Source organism: Thermococcus sp. 21S7, assembly GCF_012027615.1.
Lineage (GTDB): Archaea > Methanobacteriota_B > Thermococci > Thermococcales > Thermococcaceae > Thermococcus.
In genome coordinates this window covers 232972-255916 of the sequence record NZ_SNUT01000003.1, presented here as the reverse complement: position 1 = coordinate 255916, position 22945 = coordinate 232972, and the positions used below count along the sequence as shown (strand labels likewise).

The window sequence follows — 22945 nt, the reverse complement described above, 5'->3', positions numbered from 1 at the left end:
CGTTGCTTAAGTCTCCTTCTGCGAGGCGTTCGAGTTTTTCGCCGATAGCGTTAAGCGTTCCCACGAGATCCTTCCCAACAGCCTCAAAAGCCCTTATAAGCGCCCCAATCTCATCATCCTCAATGTAGTGGATTTGGTTGAGCTGTCTGTTGACCTCGCTTAATCTTCCCTCTGCCAGGGCCTGTGCAACACTCCTGAGCTTCTCAAGCGGCTTGAGTGAGTCTGATACCATCTTGTAAGAGACACCGATGAGCGCCGCCGAGATGACGAGGATGAGGATGCTGAGTAGGAATGCGGACCGGGCGGTGGTCTCCTTGGTGTCATTTATAACCTTGATTACCCCCGCACTTACCTCACTGACCGGGACCTTTGCGAAGACGTACCACCCTGTGCTGGGTATCTTGACGCCGGCCGCAACCGCCTGGACTCCGTTGAAGGTGTACGTCACAACATCCTTGTCTTTGCCGCTCCTTATGATGTCGGCGACCGGCTTGAGCGCCGGCTCGTCGAAAACGTTGAGTTTCATGATATAGTCGTGGTTGGGATGCATGTATGTCATTCCATTGGGCCCTGCCACGGTCACGTAGCCGGTGTTCCCGATGGTCACTTCGTCTATTCTCTTCGTCAGAGTGTCGATGAAAACGTCCAATCCGACGACACCGACGAGCTTACCGTTGTAGTAAACAGGAACCGCATACGTGATGACCCATTTTCCGGTTGACGCATCCTGGTACGGCTCGCTCCACGTCGGACCGTTGTTCTTAACCGCCTCTTGGTACCACGGCCTGACCCTCGGGTCGTAACCCTGGGGGATTTCCTGCTTGGGGTATATGAACATGTTGCCGTTCGCATCGCCAAAATACACCGTGCTGAGGGTGGACTCGGAACTGGCTATTATCGCGAAGTGCTCCATGAGGAGCGGCCGAAGTTTGTCGGCGTAGCCTGGATCCCCAAAGTCTATTCCCTCCAGCTGAAGCTGTTTCAGGGACAGCTCGACGGAGCCTTTCGTGGCACTACCGAGGGACTCCACGGTGTGGAAGAATCCCTGGAACTCAGTGGCTATGGCTGTAGCGTATGCCATCACCGTTTCCTGGGCCTGCTTCTCAACGACGGGAGCCATCTTTGTCCCAATTAGTTTGGCTGTATTGTTGCCTGTATACAGCATCATTCCTCCGGCTATTGCGGTTACCACCAAGAGCGCCACAACCACGATGCCTATTACCTTTTTCTTAAACTCCACCATAACCCCCCCGGCGTTTCGTGGGCTGTTAGTATATCTTTTCGACAACCTGTCCGCCTGAGACCTTCCTCATCCTAACCTTCCCATTCGACACGTCGAGGTATATCGTCCTCCCTCCCTTTCCCCCCGTATCCTCCGCTTTCAGCCGGATGCCCAGTTTTTTGAGCTCCCTCTTTGCAACCTCAACGTTTCTCTGACCTATCTGCAGCTTTTCGCTCGTCACGTTGGTGAACATATGGGCACCTCCGAATAGCTTTGCCTCAAGCCTCCTAGGGTTTCCGCCGAGCTTTCTGATATCTTTAATCAGCAGTTGGAGCCCGGTGTCCACGTACTTCGCGGGGTTTCCCCGGTTTCCGTAGTAGGATGCCTCGGGAAGCAGAGCGTGGAGTAGCCCGCCAACCTTGGCCACGGGGTCGTAGAGGGTTATACCTACACAGCTACCTAACCCGTATGTGCTGATTAGGCCGGTTCTCCTCTTGGCTGCGTAGTCCCCTATCCCCACCTTTATTTCCTCCATAGACTCCAACCTCTTAGCTTCCCTTTTCCCCGCTATCCGACGGTTCCTGAATCGGCTGAACCTCAACGTTTTCTATCTGAGCCTCAAGTTTGCTCACTAGGGTGTCAAAAGCTTCCGTTGTTGGGACCAGGTAGAACAGACTCTCGACATCGGTGTCCTTCTGGTAGAACCTGGTTTTGAACATTATCACCTCATCAACATCCCGCAGATCCTGCCTGGACAGCTCTTTTTCCACATCGTACAGACTTTCCGCAGGCTTCGGAGGGCTCAGTGATACTGGTTCCCCTATAAGCTTTGCCAGGATGTCCGTATAAACCGATATCATGATGTTCCCGATTTCCATTACCGCAGATTTTCCCATCTCGTCCAGTTCGTCTCCGGGGTCCATACCCACCAGCATCGATACGAGCGCCTTAACACTTCTCTGAGGGAACTGGAGGATGGCAACGCCGCTGAGACCCTCGGTTATGTCGAACATCACGACAAAGCTGTTCTTGATTCCGTTCTTGGCGAGGGTGTGCAGGAAGTTCGCCCGGGCGATGACCTCCACCGCAGGGGGCTCCATTTCAATCTCTCCAATCATGTTGGAGAGGGCCGTCAGGGCATGACTCATGGCTATATTGGAGGCCTCCCGAAATATGTCCTGATACCACTCCGAAGACCAGCTTTTGTGCCCACTCATAACAATCCCCCCATTAGCGTGTCCACGAGTCTCTTCATGGACGAAGGATGCGGAATTATCATAAAATGCTCCTTAAACTCCACGTCGTTTATTGTTATTCTCGTCCTCAGGAGGACCGTGTAGTCGCAGTACTGTCCTATGTCCGCAAGCGCAAAATCAAGGATTGCGGAGGTGAAGTCTATGGCCAGCTCGGGAGGGGTCTGCTCTATCTCGGCATTCAAGAACTCACTTAACGCGTTCGCAAAGGCGGAAATCAATATGTTGCCGGCCTCCATGACCGCAGACCGCACCATGTCGTCGAATTCTTTGGTCGAACCCGGGGGCATCCCCATCATGAGGTCGAAGATTTTGAGGGCGTCCTCCAGATCCAGGAAGAAGAACGCATGTCCCTCAAACCCCTTTCCCAGCGATATGTACACCGCAACTTTGACGTCCTCTCCGACTCTTTCGGGCACGAGTTTTATGGCCACTATGTCTATCTCCGGGACGGTTATATTGACCGTCAGTCCGGTCATCTCGCTCAGAGCGTCGGCAGCTTTGGATGCTCCTATATTGAACGTCTCCACTAGGGCGCTCTTCGTGAACTCGTCCATCTCCTTTACGTACTCCCCAATTTTCTGTTCAGATTCCACCGGTACCACCACCAAGGAGTCCATTGATTTCGATGATTAAAACGACGCTGCCGTCCCCCAGTATAGTGGCACCGGCGAATCCGCTGATGTGTGAAAGCATCTTGCCGAGGCTCTTTATGACTATGTCCTTCTTGTGAAGGAGTTCGTCAACGCCTATGGCAACCTTCTGGGCACCGAGGTCGACCACAAGGGCAGGGAACTCCTCCTTGCCGGGGACGGGCAGGTTGAAGAGTTCGTGTAGCATTATGACGGGGATTATCTCACCGCGGAGAACGATGACCTCCTTTCCACCTATGCTCTTTAGGTTCTCCCTCCGTATCTCGATGCTCTCCAAGATGTTGTTGATGGGTACGGCGTAGACCTCCCCCTGAACCTCTATCAAAAGCGCCTGGATTATCGCCATGCTAACGGGTAGCTTGAGTACGAAGGTGGTTCCCTTTCCAATCTCGCTGTGAACCGACACGCTTCCGTTCAGGCTCTTCACAACATCCTTAACGACGTCCATTCCTACTCCTCTGCCTGACACGTCGGTGACCTGTTCCTTTGTGCTGAAACCGGGCAGGAATATGAGGTTTATGGCTTCTTCATTGCTCATCTCCGCAGCCTGTTCGGGAGTTATGAGCCCCCTCTCAATGGCCTTTTTCTTGACTTTTTCTGGGTCTATTCCCCTTCCATCGTCCCGCACTATTATCTCAACATGGCTTCTCTCACGCCTTGCTATGAGTTCAAGTCTTCCCGCCTTGGGTTTGCCGAGTTTTTCACGCTCCTCGGGTGGCTCTATGCCGTGGTCAATGGCGTTTCTGAGCAGATGAACGAGGACATCCCCCAGCTTGTCCAGTATCGTTCTGTCAACCTCGATGTCGGCGCCCTCGACGACGAACTCGACCTCCTTGCCCATCTTTCTCGCCAGTTCTCTGACCATCCTCGGGAACTTGTTGAAGACCTCCGCCACTGGAGTAAGGCGCATCTCCATAATTTCATCCTGGAGCTCGGTGAGGAGCCTTGAGAGGGTTGAGAGGGTCTCCAAAAGCTCCCTATCGCCGAGTCTCTCCGCTATCTGTTCCAGCCTTCCCTTGGTGATGACGAGCTCGCCGACGAGGTTCATCAGTCTGTCCAGGTTTGCAACGTCGACCTTAATGATTTTGGAAATCTTGACCTTGGGGGTGGCCACTGACGGTTTTACTTTCTTTGAGGGCTTTTTGCTTCCAGCACTGCCTTTGGGGGCTTCTTGGGTTTCTTTAAGATCGCTTTTTGGCTTTTCTCCCTTTCTTACGTCCACGCCCTCAACATCGGGATGCTTCTGTATTAACTTTACAATATCCTCTGGGGAGACGTTGGTCGCGATAACTGCCTGGAAGTAGTACCCATCAATGAGTTCCCCGTTCTGTATGGAGTCAACATCGGGAGTCGTCTTCTTTAGGGTGCCAATCTTTTGAAGGTCCTGTATAATCAAAAACGAGCGGACTCCCTTCAGGGGGGCGTCTTTCTGCAGGTAAACGGTGACAGTGTATTCATTCTCACCCTCTTCGGGGGGTTTAATCTCACCGGACTCAACAACGACCTCTTTGATCTCGGGATGCCTTGACACCACGGTTTTTATCCTTTCGGGATCCTCGGGGGTTGCGACAACGAACTCCAAAACGTCAACGTCAGCTTTTCCTTCCTCAATCGTTTTCCTATCGGGTTTCGTCTCAAGGACCTCTCCAAGCTCTTCCAAGTCGGAAAGTATCAAAAACGCTCTGACCCCCCTCAACTGCGCATCCTTATGGAACTTCGCGAGAACCCTGTAAACCGGCCATTTTTTATCCCTATCCTGGCCAGGCTGGGGAGCCCTTGCCTCTTCCCCTTCTTTGGCACTCCCTGTACTTCTGGTTTTTTTCGTGTCTTCTCCCTCAATCCTTTCGAAGAATCTTTGTGCCTTGGAGAACAGGCCCTCTATGTCGAAATCTCCCTCATTTCCATTCTCTTCAATACTGTCCACCATTCCCTCTATAACGTCCAAGAACTCAAGAAGAACATCTATCAGATCCGGGGTGGGTTCAACCTTGCCAGACCTGACTAGGTCGAAGAGGTTTTCCATTTTGTGTGCCACTTCGCTCAGTTTCATGAACCCCATGGTCGCGGCGGTTCCCTTCAGTGTATGGGCGTCCCTGAAAATCTGGTCTATCATGGCTTTTTTCTCTTCTTCACTCCCACCTTCCTTGACTATTTTTTCCAGCGTAAGGATGGCGTTGCTCAGGCTGTCGATTCTGTCTCTCGCGTCGGCGAGGAACTCATCTAGATATTGGGAGAGATCCTCCATACGTCCCACCCCGATTGATTTTGTTAACGGCCATAACCACGGTATCTGCGATTTTATCCAGTGGCACCACGTGGTCAACCATCCCGGTTTCAATGGCCGCTTTGGGCATGCCGAATATTATGGACGTTTCTTTGTCCTGGGCGATGGTTATCCCGCCCTTTTTCTTTATCCTGACGATGCCTTCAGCACCGTCCCGTCCCATACCGGTCATGACAACCCCCACCGTCTTCCTCCCGAAGACATCCGCCGCCGTTGTCATCATTGGATCAGCGGCGGGTCTGACGCCATGGATTTTCGGCTTCTTGTTCAGGACGATGACGGGCTTTCCCTTCTGAATCCTGACCTCCATGTGGTAGTCTCCGGGCGCCACGTAGGCCATGTTTTCGAGGATTTCCTCCCCATCCTCGGCTTCCTTTACGTCGATTTTGCTCACACTGTCCAGCCTCTTCGCAAACGACTTTGTGAAGCCCGGGGGCATGTGCTGGACGAGGAGCACCGCGGCCCTCAGGTTCTCCGGGAACTTCGGGAACACCTTGAGGAGAGACTGGGGCCCGCCCGTCGAGGAAGCCATAGCAACGACCGTTTTTGCCGTTATGCCGGGTCTTTTTCTCTTGCTTTTTTGAATCCTCAACAGCCGGGTTCTTCTGAGTTCGAGGAACCTCCGTGGAACCTTTGCGGCCTCCTTTATCTTCGAAATGATTTCCTCCCGCATCTCCCTCATGTTCAAAGATATTGAAGAGCTTGGTTTGGGTATGAAGTCTATTGCACCATATTCGAGGGCTTTTATCGTAGCCTCCGCGCCCTCTCGGGTGAGGGCGCTCACCATGATGACGGGAGTGGGGTTCTGTTTCATTATAACTCTCAATGCATCGAGACCGTTCATTCTAGGCATTTCTATGTCCAAGGTTATTACATCCGGCTTGTGAATTTTGGCAAGGTTTATGGCTTCGATGCCATCACGGGCTTCGCAGCATACCTCAAGCTCGGAATCGGAGTTTACAATGTCCCTAATGATCTTTCTCATGAACGCGGAGTCGTCTACCACCATCACCCTGATTTTCTTTCTCAGCGGCGAGCCGGCTGCCATCGTAGCCCACCCTAACTCGATAGCACTCTGTTTATCTCCTCAAGTACCTTGGGAGCCTGGAATGGCTTCACGATGTAGCCGGAGGCCCCTGCCTTGAGTGCTTCCATGACCTTCCCTTCCTGACCCACCGCTGTTATCATGATGATCTTGGCGTTGGGGTCGATTTTCTTTATTTCCTGGACAGCAGTTATCCCGTCCATTTCTGGCATAACTATGTCCATGGTGACCACGTCCGGTTTGACCTGCTGGTACTTCTCCACGGCCTCCTTGCCGTTGCTGGCCTCCCCGACGACCTGATGGCCGCCCTGGGTGAGTATCTTTTTCAGCAGCATTCTCATGAAGGCGGCGTCATCTACCACCAAAACCTTTGCCATATCCTTTCACCTCCAGATTCTTTTTATAGATTCTAGCCACGAGGTCGTATAACTTGAAGAGTCGGGTGGAATCCCCGAGTATCGTCTCGGTTTTTCCGAGGATGAGATACCCGTGATCTTCGAGGGAGTCGTACAACTTTTTAAATATCTCCTCCTGGGCCTCCCGCTTTATGTAGATAAGCACGTTCCGGATGAAGATTACATCGAATCCCCGAGGGTATCTGGTGCTGAAGAGGTTGAACTGCTGAAACTTTATGAGGTTCCGGATTCTGGGTGACACGCGGTACCTCTCATCCCCCACCTTCACAAAGTACTTGGCCACCATGTGGCGGGGTATCTGCTTTTCCACAACCTCCGCGGGGTACTCTCCCCTCATAGCAACCGCCAGTGCCTCGCGGTCTATGTCCGTCGCCAGTATGCTCACTCTGAATCCCCCCAGCCTGTCCCCAAGCGTTTCGTGGAGGGTCATGGCTATTGAGTAAGGTTCCTGCCCAGTGGAGCACGCGGCACTCCAAATCCTTATGGTGGACATCCTCTGGTTTTTCTTTGTCTCGATGAGTTCCGGGAGAACCTTTCTCTCGAACGTTTTCCATACCACGGGATCCCTGAAAAACTCCGTCACGTTAATGGCTACCGTAAGCAGGAGCTCATCCAGTTCCTTTTTGTTCGTCCGGATAATCCGATAATATTCAGCGTAGTCTGATATACCCAGTTTTCTCATTCTGGCCCTTATCCTTCGGATTAGGTATGAGTCTTTGTAGGCATCCTTGTTAACTTTCAGATGCCTGAACAGCTCCTGCTTGATCCCCAAATACCCCGGGTCAAGGGTCTTGTTCATTCTCTCCCCCCTGCTGGAAATTTTGTAATCGGAACACTGTCCCTTGGAAAGTTTACAAATTCTTTATCGAATTTGAAATAAAAAATCTTTGTGTGTAGATGGTTGTGTAGGTGCATAGGTAGGCCGTTACGATTCCTTTGATTATTATTGTAACTCGTATTAATGGTTATTACCTACAGACGAAAATCTTTTATCCAGCATAAACAAATAAAGGACGTTGGGGATGAGGGTGGTGAAGGCGTCAGTCATGTGGATACTCGGATTGGGAGTGCCCCTGCTGGCCGTTCTTGGAACCGTCTACTTTAGCCCCCTCGCTGGATTCCTACTCGGTCTTATGTTATCCCTCGCCGTGAGTTTGCTCTCGGACAGGGAACTGAAGACCGTAATCTTGAAGTGTTCTCAGGCTTTGGATTCCCTCATGGAGGGAGTCTCCCCAAATCTGGAAGATTTTGATGAAGAACTCCGGATTCGGTTCCTCCGGCTGGAAGAAATGCTGAAAATACCCAAAGCGGAGGGAAGCCCCGCATGGGATAGAATGCGGTCTGAACTTCTCCCCTCGCTGGAAGACTCCCTGGAGCTTCTCTCCAGGACTAAGGAATTGGTGTCTAGCGTTCCAACCATGACGGTCCCCTTCGATGCGAACGAACTTCTGGGGAATTTTGAAGAGGAACGCTCCACCACGGCTGAGCTCGGGGACTACATCGAGACGCTGACCGCGGGTATAGAGGAGATGAACACCCAGGCGCAGGCGCTCAAGGAGTACGCCCTGGAGACCGCCACCATGGCGGAGAAGGGCAAAGAGATATCGGACAATGTTGCCCTGAACGTTGCAAATATAACCGAAGTAAACCGGGAAATGGAGCAGGCGATTTCCACACTCGTTGAGCAGTCAAAGCGGATAGGTGAGATAGTAGGGGTTATCTCATCGATTGCAGACCAGACGAACCTTTTGGCATTAAACGCCTCTATAGAAGCCGCCAGGAGTGGGGAGTACGGAAGGGGTTTTGCTGTAGTTGCAGAGAACATAAGGGAACTGGCTGATCAGGCCAAGAAATCAACGGAACAAATCTCCTCTCTAATAGTCAACATGCAGCGGAGCATAGACACGGTAGTCAATTCGATTGAAAGGGAATTCTCAGTTACCTCCGAGATACGGGAGGCCGTTCAGGAGCTGATAGCGGCCTTTGACGACATAGCCAGAAGGGCTAACGAGACCGCGGGCATGATAAAGGATCTCTCCGACAGCATCGATGGACAGGCTCAATCTGTACAGATGATAATGGACACCATGGATAGGGTCTACTCAGTTCAGAGGGCCCTTCAGGACAGGCTCTCTGAGATGTCTGATTCCATGCTGGAGTTTTCGAGAGGCCTTGACGAGATAGAAAACACTTTAACTGAAATCAACGAACTACTTGACAGGTCTGTCTCCATCCTCAACCGCATGAAGGGGGTGATTCCATGAGTGAAGTGCAGGTTGTTGCGTTTATGGTCGGAAGCGAAGAGTTCTGCCTGGACATATCTAAAGTACGGGAGATCAAGGAGATGATGCCGATAACGAGGGTTCCGAACGCCCCTGACTTCGTTGAAGGGGTCATAAACCTTCGCGGGCAGATAACAACGGTCGTCAATCTGAAGAAGCTGCTCGGCTACTATGAACCGGATGATGACCTGTCCCGGAAAAAAATCATAATAGCAGAGGTAAAGGATGAGATCGTCGGAATAATCGTGGATTCAGTCTCTGACGTTATAACGCTGACCGATGAGCAGATTGAGCAGCCACCAAAGACTCTCACGAGCAGGGTGGATATAAGGTACATAAAGGGCATTGCCAAAATAAACGAGGGCGAGAGACTGCTCATAATGCTTGACCTGGACAAACTTCTCGGGGAGGAGTTCTAAAGGAGTTCCTCCAGAATTTCCTCTATGCTGCGTTCTTTTGTTTCTTTCTCCGATCCCTTGGGAGGTGACAGTCTCAGCAGTAACTCGTTCACCTGCTGTTCTAGCTTTTGGAGCTCTTCAAACTGTATTCTGAGCTTTTCGTAGAATTCCTTCTCAATCGGGGTCACTGGGATCGGTTCTTGAATCATTTCGGATATTTCTTCAAGCTTCTCTATCGTTGCGTATACGAGCTTGTGTATCTGGATAAAGCTCCTCTCCGGGTTGAGTTCCTTTTCCCTACCGTTGTGGGATACCTTCATCGGCAGATCAAGCCTTTTGACGCTGACTATAACGTCATTGAATAGGGAGTATATTGATTCCTCCGGAACGGAAACAACTGCAAGCTTCCGAAGGTTTTTCAGCAGTTCGACGAGCGAACCCTTCACCTCGTAGAACTCCTCAGTTCCGCTTCCGGTCAGGACGTAAACTTTGGCTATGTCCCTCATTGAAAGGAGGGCCTTTTTTGTCTCTGCAAGTCCCTCCTGGAGCTTCTCCGGCTGGAGGGTGACCGCCGCCTTGATGAGTTCTAGGAACTCTTCAAGCTCCTCGTTTTTTCTTCTTTCTATGGTTTCCTCAAGGTGTTCGATTTCATCTTGGAGTTCCTCCAGCACCTCGCTTTTGACCTCGTCTTTTATTTCGTCCTTGATGCCCTCCAGCTGATCGTCCACCTGGGCAACCCTATTCTGAAGTTCACGGAGGGTGGATGAAATCTCCCCAAAGCGGTATTCCACCTTCGTTTCAAGATTTTTGAGGTTGGTCAGGTTCTTCTCTATCGCCCTCAGCTTTTCCTCTATCTCGCCTATTCTTCTGCTCAAGTTCGTCTCGGACTGGAGGGAGCTGGAAGCCAGGTTACTCTCGATTTGCCTTATCTTTTTGTTGATTTCGGACGTGGTTCGTGTGAGCCTTTCGTCCAGGGTTCCAATCTCGTTCTTCAACTCAAAATGTCTTGCTAGGAGCTTGCCAGAAACGTCTTTGACGTAGTATGCAAGCGCAATAGATACTGCCGCCACCACTAGGAGTTCCCACATTACAATCACCTGGCTATAGCTCCCCACATCTCCTCTAAGCCGCGGTTATATTTAAATATTTGGCCAAATTGGAAATCGCCACTCTTCGTGGATTTTTCACTGGCTTGTATTTAATGCAACAAATCGCGGATACTATCCGTGATTGTTATAGTTGCTACAAATTGACTCATGGATTATTGCAGAAACCTCTAAATTCGGCGAAAATGTTATATACCATCCAACCATATACTGCTGTAGGGGGATGGATGGGTCAAACCTCCCGATGATTGGATTACAATCAATAAAAGAACAGGGGAAACCGCTCTGAGGGAGGGGGTTGTTATGAACGCAATTATTGTCGATCCGCAGGTGCTTCGCTCCCTTCACCGCAGTGAACTAAGGAAAAAAATTCTAATGTACCTGAACGAAATCTATCCCTCCGCCACGTACCTCTCCGAAATCGCTAGGGTCGTCGGTTCTGACCCTTCAAACGTTCGGGGTGCCTTGGTGGGGCTGGGCAACAGATACAATGGGGAAAGTTCCCTGGTCTATTTGGGATTGGTCGAGGAAGTGTCAAGCAACGGCTTCAAATACTACAGGCTGACCGACTATGGAAAAAAGGTGGTCGATTACTTGAAAGAATACTACCACTACTATCGGAGGTTCTTGTGAGGTGGTTTCAATGAACAACATGCGCAATCCGAGGATAATAGATGTGAACCTGGACATGATGATACGGACTTCTCTTCTCCACATAATAGCTCTCGGCACAAAACATGGGGTATTTTCGTTCTTAACCAAGAATCCGACACCCCAGGAGCTGATAGATGAAATCGACCTCCCGAACAGGAGGCTGCTTCTAAGCTTTATCAACGTCCTGAAAAGGTTGAATATCATTGAAGAGCGGGACTATGCTCTCTACCTAGACGGGTTTTCGTACACAATAAAAATTCCACAGGGGAAGTATGATCTGGTCGTGCCGGACTGGGTTTCTGTCCAGGAGGAGATATATCGAATGGTTGACTACGCCTTCATAACTCCTGTTCACCCCCATGTCCTCATGGACTTCGACAAGGACGCAGATTTCTGGGACATGAGGATGAACACCAAGTTCTCCAGGGCGTATAGGGACGTCACAGCAAGCCTTCTTGGAATCAAAAAGGGCATGAGTGTACTTGACATTGGCTGTGGATCCGTATCCCCCGCGTACTTTGGGGAGAAGGTTGGCTACAACGGGTTCTACATGGGCGTTGACTACTCCCCGGCGCTCCTCGACATTGCGCGCGCCAGGGTGGAGGCGAAGAACCTGCCTGTTGAGCTGAAGGAGCTGGATGCAAGGCTGATACGGCCTGTGAACGAATACGACGCCGTTATCCTGAGCTTCGTCCTGGAGTATGTTGAGCCGAAGGACAGGGGCAGGGTTCTCAAAAACGCCCTCGATGTCCTGAAATCCGGCGGGAGGATGGCGATAGTTGACCCGTTCATTGACAGCTTCGAGTTCGTTCCGGCACTTGAGTTCTTCGAGAGCCTGAACAAGGAGTTCAGAGGGTTCCCTGCGGCTAAGGAAATAACGGAGAGGATACTTGCCCTTGGATTTGACGTCGAGATAGAACGGCCTGCCAGGAGCGTCCTCCTGGTAAGAAAATTGTAAAAAGGTTTTCACTTCCCTTTTCTTCTGAAGATGAGAGGTATCAAAGCCAGAGCAGCCACAACGCCCGGGCCGCACGTTTTGCCGTTTTCGCTGGGAGTGGATGTGGTGGTTTTGCCCAGTATCTCGTCCGGGCTCTTGCCCTCGACCATGAGCCCTGTCCACTGCTTGAGCCATAGCTCGTAGTTGTTCCCGACCTCCTTGGAGTCAACGGTCACCGGTTTGTCTATCTTCACCGCGTACTTGAAAACCTCGGGGGTCCCGACGTTCTTGTTTACCGGGTACATCCACTGGTTGAGCGGGAGCTTCTCCTGGGCCTCTTCACTGATGAGGAACTCAATGAACTTTTCGGCCAGCTCTTTGTTTTTGGCGCCCTTGACTATTCCCGCCCCCTCTATCTGGAGGTAGTTGCCCTCCTTGAACGCTACGGCGCCGACGTTGGTGTTGTTGTCGTAGTAAACCGTCGCGGCCGGCGAGGTGGCGTAGCTGAGGACGAGCGGGTACTCACCCTTAGTGAAGGAGTTCCAGGCCGCGCTCCAGCCTTCGACTATCTGGACGTCGTTCTTTTTCAGCTTCTCCCAGTAATGGAGCCAGTCGTCGCCGTAAACGGCTATCGTCCAGAGGAGGAAGGCCATTCCCGGTGAACTGGTGCGCGGGTCTTCGATTATCAGCTTGCCCTTCCACTCCGGCTTGGTGAGGTCTTCGAGGCTGGTCGGCGGGTTCTGAACCATGTCCTTGCGGTAGTTGATTGCTATGAAGCCGTAGTCGTAGGGCGTGAGGTGGTAACTCGGGTCGAACTTCTCAACAATCCAGCCCGGAATCACGTCGGCGTTGGCCGGCTTGTACGGCTCCAGTACACCCGCGTCTATGGCCTTCGCCAGGTAGCTGTTGTCTATGCCCACGACGACGTCAGCCTGGGGGTTGTCCTTCTCAAGGATGAGCCTGTTGAGAACCTCGCCGGCGTCACCGATGAGGACGAGGTTCACCTTGACACCGTATTTCTCCTCAAAAATCGGAACTATCTCCTTCATCCACCACTCTATGCTGTTGTAGGAGTAAACCGTCAGTTCCTCCTGGGCCTTGACGGGTTTTGAAGCCCCGATGGCACCGAGGAGCAGAAGGATGAACATCAGCGTGGTAATTTTCCTCATTCTTCCACCTCCATGAACGGGTTTTTGGTTTTCATAATGGGGTAATAGGGCAAATTAAAAAGCTTTGCGCCCCAGAATTGTGCATTGAATCGAGAAAAGGAAACTCAGCCGCCCGGCAGGTGAACGCCGCCGGTGAGGTAAACGTAGATGAAGTACGAATAGATTGCCAGCAGCACCCCGCCGGTGAGTCTGTCTATCCTGCCGGTGAGGCGGAGAACGGCCGTCAGTACGCCCATGACGAGGAGCGTCAGGGGCAGGGTGAAGGTGTATATCGTCGCGTCCACCCTAATCGGGTTTATGAGGGCCGCTATGCCGATGACCATGAGAACGTCGAGGATGTTCGCGCCGATTATGTTGCCCACGCTGATGTTCGGGAGCCTCTTGATGGTCGCCATGAGGGAGTTGGTGAACTCGGGCAGGGAAGTTCCAATCGAGACCATCGTGAGGCCTATGACGACCTCCGGCACTCCGAATGCCCGGGCTATAGTTACGGCGCTGTCAACCACGAGTTTGGCGCCGATCACGACGAGCATGCCGCTCCCGAACATTATGAGGGCGTCCCTCCTAGGGTTCCCGCGCCCACTTTCGGGAAGCTCTTCCAGGGTCATGTGCTTCCGGTAGAGGTAGTAGAGGAAGCCGAAGTAAATGAGTATCAGGCTCGCGCCGTCGATCCGGCTTATCGTGCCGTCGTACATGAGCAGGCCGGCGTAGGCCGTAACGCCTATCATGAAGAGGGCGTTCTTCCAGGCGGTTTTCTCGACCTTCAGAGGGCGAAGCAGGGCGGAAACGCCGAGAATGAGGGCTATGTTCGCGAGGGCGCTTCCAATCGCGTTGCCGAGGGCTATGTCGGGCTTCCCCTGGTAGGATGAGATGGCCGAGACCGTGACCTCCGGCAGTGTGGTGGCTATGCTCGCCAGAACGAGCGCTATGATGAACTCGCTGACGCCGAATCCCTTTGCAACGCGCGAGGCTGCTTCAACGAAATAGTCGCTCCCCTTGATGAGCAGGATGAGGCCGAGCGCGAAGAGGATGATTTCAACTATCACTTTTTCCCACCAGAATATGGCTGGAAAGAAAGCTTAAAAGCTATTTGGCCTCGTGAACGTCAGTACCTTTGCCCTCCATCTTGATGACGTAGTCTGCTGCGTTCTGGAGTGCGACCGAGAAGCCGGGCTCGACGCCGATGACTATCGTCTCCTTCCCCCTGCGCTTCGCCTCGTTGACTATAGGGAGGAAGTCTGCGTCCCTGGTGGCCAGGGCTATCACCTCGACGTCGGAGTTGTAGATGAGCTCCATTGCCTCGATGGCTATCCTCACGTCGGTGTCGCCGGCCACTATTATCGGTTCGAGTCCCTGGTTCACGACGGCCTCTATGAGCCCCTGGGGGGCGTACTGGTTGAGAACTACCTTGGCAACGCGGAGCTTTCCAATCCGTTCGAGGGCGTCTATGATGTCCTCCAGCTTTATCCCGAACTCTTTCCTCAGGATGTTGGGACCGTCGATGATAAGGCCTATGCTCCTCTTCTTCTTCGGCTTGGGCGCCTCCTCGCTGACCTCCTTGACCTCCTTCTCCCCGCGCCTCAGAACCCTGAAAAAGCGCTCCTTCATTTCTCCTCACCGCCTTCGAGGATTATGGTGTAGTCGGCGGCATGCTTCAGCGCCGCAGAGAAGCCCGGCTCGATTCCGATGACGATGGTTTCCTTGCCCCGCTCCTTGGCCTTGAGGATTACGGGCAGGAACTCCGCGTTTCTGGTGGCCAGTGCAATCACGTCGATGTTCGGGTTGTATATCTCCCTCATCGCCTCGACGGCGAGCTTCACACCGGTCTCACCCGAGACGACGATGGCCTCAAAGCCCTGGTTCGACACGGCCTCTATGAGCCCCTGGGGGGCGTACTGGTTCAGTATCACCTTTGAGACCCTGAGGTCGCCCAGCCCCTCCAGGGCTTCGACTATATCCTCAAGCTTGACGCCGAACTCTTTCCTTAGGATGTTGGGACCGTCAATGAGAAGTGCTATCCTCTTACCCCTGCTTATCTTTCGTCTCATCGTTCCTATGCTCCTCATTCCATCCTTTGTTATCGAAATTATCTTCTCCCAGTTGCCGCCCGGCATAGGAGTCACCGTTGGAATGGATACACCAATGACATACCGAGGGAACTACGCACCAATACTATAAAAAGTTAGTTTAGAATCATGAAATGACCCTCTTGTAGTAGTACCAGAGTCCCCTTATGATATCGCGCACCTCTATCATGGTGAAGGTTTCGGTTCTGTCAATAAGTCTTGCTGTTTCCTCCCAGCTGTGTGCCTGCAGGACGCGGTAGATGAGCAGCTTTATCTGCCTCTCGTCGAGGTATGGCTTCATCCAGCCGTCGAGGAAGTAGAGCTTCACGATGGGCTTAACGGCGTCAACCACGGTGTCGTAGGTCAGAACCTTGCCCGTGAAGGCATCGAGGCGTTTTCTCTGAACCTCCGTGAGGTGAATCGGGTAATCCACAGCTTCGCCGAAGGGTGTTTCAAAGAGCCACCTGACTATCTCAGGCTCAATCTCGCGGTGGGTATCACTCAGCCATTCCGTGAGCCTTATCCTGAACTCGTCGTTGGCCCTGCGGATGAGCTTCTTCGCCCTTTCGCTTATCGGCTTGAGGACTATGGCGGTAAACTCACCGCTCACAGGGTTTCTGGCGGGGCTGAGGTGAACCACTGCGAAGCCGTTCCTGACCCAGAAGCGGACGAGTTCCTCGCTGGCACCGAAGCCCGAGCCAATCCAGTCCAATCCCCGCTCCCTCGCTTCCTTTTCGAGGAGTTCCAGCGCCTTGCTTCCAAGCCCCATGTCCATCGCATCTGGGTGCGTCGCTATCCTCACTATGCGGTAGCCCTTCAGCTTCGCGAACTCCTTCGCCATGTGGTGCTTGACCATCATGTCGGGGATTATGTTGCCGCGCGGCTTGTAGCCCTTCGCCATCTTCTCGATGACCTTCTTTGGAATGTTGCCCTCCTCCGCTATCTGGATTGCCGTCACTATCTTGCCGTTCTTGAGCCTCAACACCCTCGCCCTGTGGTGAGGGGCATCCGCGAGCAGGGCAACATCGCTCGGCCTGTTGCGGTAGTGGGCGAGGATGTAGATGCCGACGAAGTTCCGCAGGTCCTCCCTGTCCTTCTCAAACCAGTCGTCGAGGTCGGGCTCCTCGAAGTAGACCTCCTTGTTCTTTATAAGTTCGCAGTCCTCCTCCGTGAGCTCAACCGGCTCGGCATCGAGGAGCAGAACGTCGAAGAGCCACTTCTCGATGGGGTCGTTCTCCGCGTAGCGGATGGGCTCCTCCATGTGAAGCTCTCTAAACTCCCTTTTCTCCCTCGCCTTCTTCAGGAACTTGACGGAGAAGCCCCTTCCGGCGCCCTCGTAGCCGTGTACCGTGGAGGAGTAAACGACGCGGGGCTTGCTGAGGTACTTGTGGAGTATGGGGACGTGGATTCCGGCCGCTTCGTCGAGGATGTACAGGTCGGCCGTCTTCTTGTAACCCTCGGCCGGCGGGTAATACCTCAGACCAATCTTCCTCGCGTAGAGTTCCTTTATCAAACCGCGCTCTTCGACAACGTGGGGCTTGAAGCCGAGCCTTTCCAGTGCCCGCTTGGCGAAGCGGAAAAGTGCCTGAACGTTCTCCGGCTCGGGGGCCGTCACGACTACGCGCGTGCGCTTACCGAGGGCTAGGGCGAGACCTATCGCGGCTATTCCAACGGAGACGCTCTTTCCGCGTCCCCTGTCCGCGGTGAGGACGAGCATACCCTCCTCCTCAACCAGCCCCTCGAATGCCCTGAGGACTTCGACCTGCCCCTCGGTGAGCGCCATCTCGTACAGCTCGCGCGGGAAGAGGGTCTCTTTAGGAATCTGGACGCCTTTCCTTGATTTAATCTTCGCCTGGCTCTTGTTCCTCTTCGGTTTCTTCTTGAGCTTGCCGTTCTCGGTGATGATGTAGATGCCGTCGTGCTCCGTGAACTTCCTGATCAGCCTCCTGTTGAATCGCTTCTTGACGTCGTCTATGGTGTAGGGCGGCGTGACTAGGCTCTTGTGGAAGCCAGTCCACATCTTCTTCCACTTCTCGAAGGGGTGGGCGAGTATGAAGATGAGCCCGCCGCCGCGGACGGTCTCGATTATCCTTCCGAGGTCGTTCGGCGAGTAGTCGTAGCTCATGTCCAGAACGAGGATGTCGAAGGTTCTGCCCAGGATGTCGCGGGTGTGTTTAAACGTTACGGCCTTAACTTCGGCGGTCGAGCCGGCCAGAACGTCGAAGTGCTTTCTGAAGGCCTCGTAGCGCTTCCTCCCGAAGGTTTCCTCGCCGAGTGCGTCCGTAGCGTAAAGAACCTCTATCCCATCCTCGCTCTCATCGCGAAGGCGCTTTTCCTTAAGCTCATCGAGGACATCCCCGAGAACCCGGGCCGATGCCCCCGCCAGTATTCCGGCCAGCTCTGCCTTTCTTACCGTGTCCCCCTCTATGATTATCATTCTCCTGTGGAACTTCTCAAGCGCCTGAGCCAGAGCGGTTTCGGTGAGCTTGAGAACCGAGTCCTTAACTTTCTCGCCTTTCGCGTACTCTCTCACTTCCTTGTCAAAGCGGACCTTGACGGTCATAGCGACCCCTCCCGGATAAAGGGGAGAAGTGGGATTTAAAAACCTAGCTCAGGGCAGTCCGGGGAAAGTGCACCCACAAGCTTTTCCATCTCCTCCTGGCTCAGTCTGTTGCTGAGGTAGTTGAGGACCTCACAGGTGGCCTTCTGCCCCTTGTCGCCCATGTAATCTAGGGCCGCGTGAAAGAGCAGTGAGCGGCAGCTCTCAGCGTAGGCAACGTCACACTTCGGTAGCCTGTGAGCCGGATCGCCGTTTTCCCCATGGATGTTGATGAGCTTCAGCGCTGGGACAGCGGAGCCGAAGAGGATGACCATCAGGAGGAGCGATGCCGCCATTTTGAGCGGCCCTTTGAGGGGTATCTTTGCAACGAGGAAGAGCCAGAGCCAGAAAATCCCGACAATGATGAAGGCAACGGCCGTTCCAAAGAGCATCGCCCTGAGTCCCTCGTCCTCGCCGAGCTCCTTCAGGGCAGAACTCAGGGACAGAAGCCACTTAAGGGGAGGGGATGGCCTGAAAACCACCGCGGTCAGGTTCTTCCGGCAGAGCCTTTCCTCGAACCGGAACATAAAGTAGCTCCTCTCCACGACCTGAAACGCCATCTTAACTTCCCCATCGCTCCCGTTCGCGAGAAAGCTCCTGAGATAAGCTATGGAATCGTTCAGCTCCCAGGAAAGGTGCCGGGGCAGATACTCATAGTACGGGTCCATTCCCCCGAGCTTTCCGGGCACTACAACCTCAAGCTCCCCATCGCCGTAGCGGTGGCCTATTCCCCTCTCAATCAGCTCGTCCGGCGGAAGGAAGGACTCGACCTCAGTTAGGTAGGGCGTTGTGGAGAGGTTGCAGGGGAGCGAGAGAACCTTCTCCTCGGCATTCTCGTACGCTACCCACTGGGCGGCAGAGATTAGGATTATAAAGATGAGGGCAGTCGAAAGCACCGTTGAAACGATTTTTGGAACTGACTTCATATGCCATGCACCTGTTAGGGCTGTTCATGGGAATATAAAGCGGGTCACCCTCCAAGGAAGTACACCTCAACCTGGTACTCGGCGGGGAACCTCATTTCGAGTATCCTTTTTCTCCCGGTCTCCCCCTCTCCCTTCAGCTCCATGTAGTCGCTCTCATCGATGTAACCCCTTTCGAGCAGTTCCTTCTCCAGGGTCTCGGTCTCCTTCAGGTACCTCAGACGCATCTCGTTCCAGCACTCACCCCCTTCAACCCACACGACGCCGAGGTTTTCTAGTTCCGAGAAAAGCGCGTTTCTCTCGCTCTCGTTGAGCCAGACAACGTTGGAGAGCTGAAGGTAAAGCTCGCTCCCGTTCCAGCTGCCCTTCTTCTCCCTCACCGTCTCGAGGATCCGTCTAATCCCCGCGGAGCGGTTCTCAATCAGCTCCTGAATTTCGGGGCTGTGGTCGTACACAATGGGGAGGCTGAGATTTTCCCCGGTTCTGACGTAGAGCGTATCGCCGGCCCTCCAGAGTATCTCCCCGTTCCTCCCGGCCTCCAGGATGGCGTAGGTCTTGGGGAAGTAGATACCGTACGTCACGGGCGTGGCCACAATCCCCGGAACCTCCGGCACGTCCCGGAGGAGGAACTCCGCTATGCCGTAGTCCACGAAGGGAACCGGGACCAGCAGGACCGCCAGGGCGAATATTGCCTTTGAGGAGTTTTTCACCACCTATCCCTCCCAAACTCAAACGTCACTATAGTTACGTTTTCACAAAAACTGAACTCCTCCATTGACAGCTCAATATTCTCAAGGGAAGCTTTTATCATGGCATCAACTGCTCCTTCGTCCAGTTCACCCGTCTCCAGCAGGTCCTCTCGAACCCGCCACACCAGAGCTTTCTTGATTTCCGGTGGTTCCGGCCACGGAGGAACCGAGTACATGTGGAGCACCGTGGTAACCTGGGACAGGTTGTTGATCAGCCCTTCAGTTCGCTCAGGAGACATCGCCAAGGTCACACTGTACACGTTTTTCCCGTCCCACGTCCAGACCCTGGCATATTCCGCCGAGCTGAGGGCGTCGAGCAAAAGGGAATCCGCCTCAGCATTGCGATGGACATAGTACCCCCTCTCACCACAGAAATTCAGCTTATCCTCCCAGTTCGACTTGATACTGAGGAAAGGGTCGGGGCGCTCTTGAATGAGGCCATAGAAGACGAAGGAAATCCCAATAATAACGGAGAGAAGAAGCGCCAGGTTCCTGAAATCCGAAAGCACCTCAATCAGGAAGTCCAGCCGGGACAGTAGCAGGACGGTACCGACTATGAGGAGCAGAGAGACCACTATCTCACCGGGAAGTGGGTTCTCCCCATGGAGGAGTCTGTACGGGTAGGGAGGCTCCATTAAAACCGCCGTCACGTTCTCCCCACGTTTAAAATTCTCCAGCTCGGCCCTGGCTTCGAGGGTTCTCCGAAGCAGGCCCACTGCATAGTTGAAGGCAGATTCGTTTCCCGTTTCGGTCCAGAGTTTAATGTATCCAGTCGTGAGGTTGAGGTAATCCAGATAGGAGTTCCTCAGCGACTGAAGCTCCAACCGGTAGTATTCGTCGGGCTTCCCGGCCCTTCCCCTAACGAGGAGAACGTACGTGCCATCTGAGGGTTCGTAGGAGTACCCCACGATGGAATCCCCAATGGAGCGAACGTACAGCGAGGGCAGAAGCGGACTAACGTTTAGGCTGTAACCGGCAACGACGGATGTAGCGGGGTAGTCCTCTAAAATCTCGCCGACCTGACGATAGCTCCACCACTGGGCGACGGCCAGGAGAATCACGCCGACTATCACGAGCACCGCGAGGTATTTTCTCATTAGGAGTTTCATAGAGACAATCGTTCTTGATGTCTTTAAATACCTTTCGCAGTTGCAAACACGTCGGAGAGACAGCCATCGAAACGCTAAGCTTTTATACGAAAAAGGCCGAATCAGTTTGGTGGTTTCTATGGCGAAAGGCCTGAGCGAGAAAGACCTCGGAAAGTTCAAGCTCGTTGGTAACATCGACGCCTTCGGGAGAAGGCTCGTTTTCCAGGTAACGGAGATAAGCGTTGAGAAGGACGACTACTTCTCAAGGCTCTACCTCTACGACGGCAGAAAGGTCAGACCATTCACCTCCGGAAAGAAGGACTCCAACCCGCGCTTCTCCCCGGACGGGAAGCTGATAGCCTTCACATCAAAGCGAGACAAGGAGAGCAAGGAAGCCGAGCTGTACGTTATTCCGACCGACGGCGGCGAGGCGAGGCTTTTAGCGAAGTTCAAGTACGGAATCAAGAACATCCGCTTCACCGAGGACGGGAAGAGCATAGCGGTCGTCACGCCGATAGACGTTGAGAAGAAGCCGAAGGACGACGTCCACGTAATCAGGGAGATTCCTTTCTGGTTCAACGGCGTCGGCTGGGTCTATGGAAAGAGGAGCGTGGTTTATCTCGTTGATCTTGAGACGGGCAGGAAGAGGCGCGTAACGCCGAAGAACCTCGACGTCTCGCAGATCAGGTTCCATGAAGGAAAGCTCTACTTCATCGCCCAGGAGGACCGCGAGAGAAAGCCGATGGTGAGCGACCTCTACGTCCTTGAGGGAAGGAAGGCAAAGCGCCTAACTCCGGGGGAGTGGAGCGTTCAGGACTTCATACCCCTCGACGACGGCACGTTCATCCTCAAGGCCAACACCCGCGAGCGCGGGATTCCGACGAATACTCACATCTACCACTACAACCCCGAGACGGGCGAGATGAGGAAGCTCACCACGGAACTCGACAGGGCTGCATACAACTCCCTGAACTGTGACGTCAGGGGAAGTCAGAGGGCAGAACTGGTTTTCAAGGATGGCTGGGTTTACTATGTCGCAACCGACGGCCCGAGGGCCAACCTCTTCAGGGTGAATCTTGAGGGGAAGATAGAACGCGTCATCGGAGGAGATAGAAGCGTTGAGAGCTTCGCAATCGGCGACTACATAGCCTTCACCGCCCAGGACGCGGTCACTCCGACGGAGCTCTACGTCCTCCGCGATGGCAAGGAGAAAAAGCTCACGGACTTCAACGGCTGGATAAAGGAGTACACCCTCTCCAAACCGGAGCACTTCAAGGTCAAGGCCAGCGATGGAGTAGAAATTGACGCCTGGATTATGAAGCCCCTGAACTTCGAGCCTGGGAAAAAGTATCCCGCGGTTCTTGAGATTCACGGCGGGCCTAAGACGGCCTACGGCTACTCATTCATGCACGAGTTCCACGTTTTGACGGCTAAGGGCTTCGTCGTGATATTCTCCAACCCACGCGGCAGCGACGGCTACGGTGAGGAGTTCGCCGATATAAGGGAGCACTACGGGAAGAGGGATTATCAGGACCTCATGGAGGTCGTTGATGAAGCACTGAAGCGCTTCGACTTCATCGATGGGGAGAGGCTCGGCGTCACCGGCGGCTCCTACGGTGGCTTCATGACCAACTGGATAGTCGGCCACACGAAGCGCTTTAAAGCGGCGGTAACCCAGCGCTCAATCTCCAACTGGGTGAGCTTCTTCGGAACCACAGATATAGGCTACTTCTTCGCGCCCGACCAGATAGGCGGCGACCCGTGGAGCAACACCGACGGCTACTGGGAGAAGAGCCCGCTGAAGTACGCGCCGAACGTGGAAACTCCACTCCTCATAATCCACTCGATGGAGGACTACCGCTGCTGGTTGCCCGAGGCCCTTCAGTTCTACACGGCGCTCAAATACCTCGGCAAGACCGTTGAGCTGGCGCTCTTCCCGGGCGAGAACCACGACCTCAGCAGAGGCGGAAAGCCGAAGCACAGGGTTAAGAGGCTTGAGCTGATTGCTGAGTGGATGGAGAGGTGGCTGAAGAGCTGATTCTTAAAAAATTTTTCTTAAATTTAATTTTAATCTCATCTTTACTACATCAACTCACGACAC

The 22945-nt window shown here is 53.4% G+C and carries 22 protein-coding genes; 5 read left to right on the top strand and 17 right to left on the bottom strand.

Features of this window, described 5'->3' with window-relative positions; all coding sequences use genetic code 11:
- The 8 genes from E3E51_RS07035 to E3E51_RS07000 form a co-directional block, all read right to left on the bottom strand.
- A partial coding sequence (locus E3E51_RS07035) for a cache domain-containing protein (protein ID WP_167912401.1) occupies window positions 1–1240 on the bottom strand: 1240 nt, incomplete at its 3' end.
- Window positions 1241–1268: 28 nt separating this feature from the next.
- Window positions 1269–1757, bottom strand: a complete 489-nt coding sequence (locus tag E3E51_RS07030) for a chemotaxis protein CheD (RefSeq protein ID WP_167912400.1) — start codon at window positions 1755–1757, stop codon at window positions 1269–1271.
- Window positions 1758–1770: 13 nt separating this feature from the next.
- Window positions 1771–2439 carry a chemotaxis protein CheC gene (locus tag E3E51_RS07025; RefSeq protein ID WP_167912399.1) on the bottom strand — a complete coding sequence of 223 codons (669 nt, stop codon included), beginning with the start codon at window positions 2437–2439 and terminating at the stop codon, window positions 1771–1773.
- The gene (locus tag E3E51_RS07020) at window positions 2436–3095 is read right to left on the bottom strand and encodes a chemotaxis protein CheC (RefSeq protein ID WP_167912398.1); all 660 of its coding nucleotides are present in this window, start codon (window positions 3093–3095) and stop codon (window positions 2436–2438) included. Before E3E51_RS07020 ends, E3E51_RS07025 begins: the two co-directional genes overlap by 4 nt.
- Window positions 3061–5373, bottom strand: coding sequence for a chemotaxis protein CheA (locus tag E3E51_RS07015; RefSeq protein ID WP_167912397.1), 2313 nt, complete (start codon window positions 5371–5373; stop codon window positions 3061–3063). Before E3E51_RS07015 ends, E3E51_RS07020 begins: the two co-directional genes overlap by 35 nt.
- The gene (locus E3E51_RS07010; protein ID WP_167912396.1) at window positions 5345–6460 is read right to left on the bottom strand and encodes a chemotaxis response regulator protein-glutamate methylesterase; all 1116 of its coding nucleotides are present in this window, start codon (window positions 6458–6460) and stop codon (window positions 5345–5347) included. The genes E3E51_RS07015 and E3E51_RS07010 overlap by 29 nt, the downstream gene beginning before the upstream one ends.
- Before the next feature lie 11 nt (window positions 6461–6471).
- Window positions 6472–6834 carry a response regulator gene (locus tag E3E51_RS07005; RefSeq protein WP_167912395.1) on the bottom strand — a complete coding sequence of 121 codons (363 nt, stop codon included), beginning with the start codon at window positions 6832–6834 and terminating at the stop codon, window positions 6472–6474.
- A complete protein-coding gene (locus E3E51_RS07000; RefSeq protein WP_167912394.1) occupies window positions 6809–7672 on the bottom strand; it encodes a protein-glutamate O-methyltransferase CheR in 864 nt (287 codons plus the stop codon). The genes E3E51_RS07005 and E3E51_RS07000 overlap by 26 nt, the downstream gene beginning before the upstream one ends.
- Window positions 7673–7895: 223 nt before the next feature.
- On the opposite strand from E3E51_RS07000, the gene E3E51_RS06995 reads away from it, so the two are divergent.
- Window positions 7896–9137: a methyl-accepting chemotaxis protein gene (locus E3E51_RS06995; protein WP_167912393.1), complete on the top strand. Its 1242-nt coding sequence runs from the start codon at window positions 7896–7898 to the stop codon at window positions 9135–9137.
- Complete coding sequence (locus E3E51_RS06990; protein ID WP_167912392.1) at window positions 9134–9574, top strand: chemotaxis protein CheW; 441 nt, start codon at window positions 9134–9136, stop codon at window positions 9572–9574. Before E3E51_RS06995 ends, E3E51_RS06990 begins: the two co-directional genes overlap by 4 nt.
- On the opposite strand, the gene E3E51_RS06985 is transcribed toward E3E51_RS06990, so the two are convergent.
- Window positions 9571–10641 carry a hypothetical protein gene (locus E3E51_RS06985; protein ID WP_167912391.1) on the bottom strand — a complete coding sequence of 357 codons (1071 nt, stop codon included), beginning with the start codon at window positions 10639–10641 and terminating at the stop codon, window positions 9571–9573. The two genes, E3E51_RS06990 and E3E51_RS06985, sit on opposite strands and share 4 nt — an antisense overlap.
- Before the next feature lie 321 nt (window positions 10642–10962).
- Between E3E51_RS06985 and E3E51_RS06980 the strand changes: the two genes are divergently transcribed.
- Window positions 10963–11292: an archaellum operon transcriptional activator EarA family protein gene (locus E3E51_RS06980; protein ID WP_167912390.1), complete on the top strand. Its 330-nt coding sequence runs from the start codon at window positions 10963–10965 to the stop codon at window positions 11290–11292.
- A gap of 10 nt (window positions 11293–11302) precedes the next feature.
- Window positions 11303–12271, top strand: a complete 969-nt coding sequence (locus tag E3E51_RS06975; RefSeq protein WP_167912389.1) for a class I SAM-dependent methyltransferase — start codon at window positions 11303–11305, stop codon at window positions 12269–12271.
- Between the two features lie 8 nt (window positions 12272–12279).
- Here E3E51_RS06975 and E3E51_RS06970 read toward each other — a convergent pair whose 3' ends face one another.
- The 8 genes from E3E51_RS06970 to E3E51_RS06935 form a co-directional block, all read right to left on the bottom strand.
- On the bottom strand, window positions 12280–13419 hold the full coding sequence (locus tag E3E51_RS06970; RefSeq protein WP_167912388.1) for a thiamine ABC transporter substrate-binding protein: 1140 nt from the start codon (window positions 13417–13419) through the stop codon (window positions 12280–12282).
- Window positions 13420–13523: 104 nt separating this feature from the next.
- Window positions 13524–14465, bottom strand: a complete 942-nt coding sequence (locus E3E51_RS06965) for a calcium/sodium antiporter (RefSeq protein WP_167912387.1) — start codon at window positions 14463–14465, stop codon at window positions 13524–13526.
- Window positions 14466–14505: 40 nt separating this feature from the next.
- Window positions 14506–15027: a TIGR00288 family NYN domain-containing protein gene (locus E3E51_RS06960; RefSeq protein WP_167912386.1), complete on the bottom strand. Its 522-nt coding sequence runs from the start codon at window positions 15025–15027 to the stop codon at window positions 14506–14508.
- Window positions 15024–15533, bottom strand: a complete 510-nt coding sequence (locus E3E51_RS06955) for a TIGR00288 family NYN domain-containing protein (RefSeq protein WP_088180663.1) — start codon at window positions 15531–15533, stop codon at window positions 15024–15026. Before E3E51_RS06955 ends, E3E51_RS06960 begins: the two co-directional genes overlap by 4 nt.
- Before the next feature lie 79 nt (window positions 15534–15612).
- Window positions 15613–18048 carry a tRNA(Met) cytidine acetyltransferase TmcA gene (locus E3E51_RS06950; protein ID WP_167912385.1) on the bottom strand — a complete coding sequence of 812 codons (2436 nt, stop codon included), beginning with the start codon at window positions 18046–18048 and terminating at the stop codon, window positions 15613–15615.
- A 35-nt stretch (window positions 18049–18083) separates the two neighbouring features.
- Complete coding sequence (locus tag E3E51_RS06945; protein ID WP_167912384.1) at window positions 18084–19010, bottom strand: hypothetical protein; 927 nt, start codon at window positions 19008–19010, stop codon at window positions 18084–18086.
- A gap of 44 nt (window positions 19011–19054) precedes the next feature.
- Window positions 19055–19717 (bottom strand): hypothetical protein, encoded by a 663-nt coding sequence (locus E3E51_RS06940; protein WP_167912383.1) that lies wholly within the window; start codon window positions 19715–19717, stop codon window positions 19055–19057.
- On the bottom strand, window positions 19714–20865 hold the full coding sequence (locus tag E3E51_RS06935; protein ID WP_167912382.1) for a hypothetical protein: 1152 nt from the start codon (window positions 20863–20865) through the stop codon (window positions 19714–19716). The genes E3E51_RS06940 and E3E51_RS06935 overlap by 4 nt, the downstream gene beginning before the upstream one ends.
- Before the next feature lie 118 nt (window positions 20866–20983).
- Between E3E51_RS06935 and E3E51_RS06930 the strand changes: the two genes are divergently transcribed.
- Complete coding sequence (locus tag E3E51_RS06930) at window positions 20984–22882, top strand: S9 family peptidase (protein WP_167912444.1); 1899 nt, start codon at window positions 20984–20986, stop codon at window positions 22880–22882.
- Window positions 22883–22945: the final 63 nt, after the last annotated feature.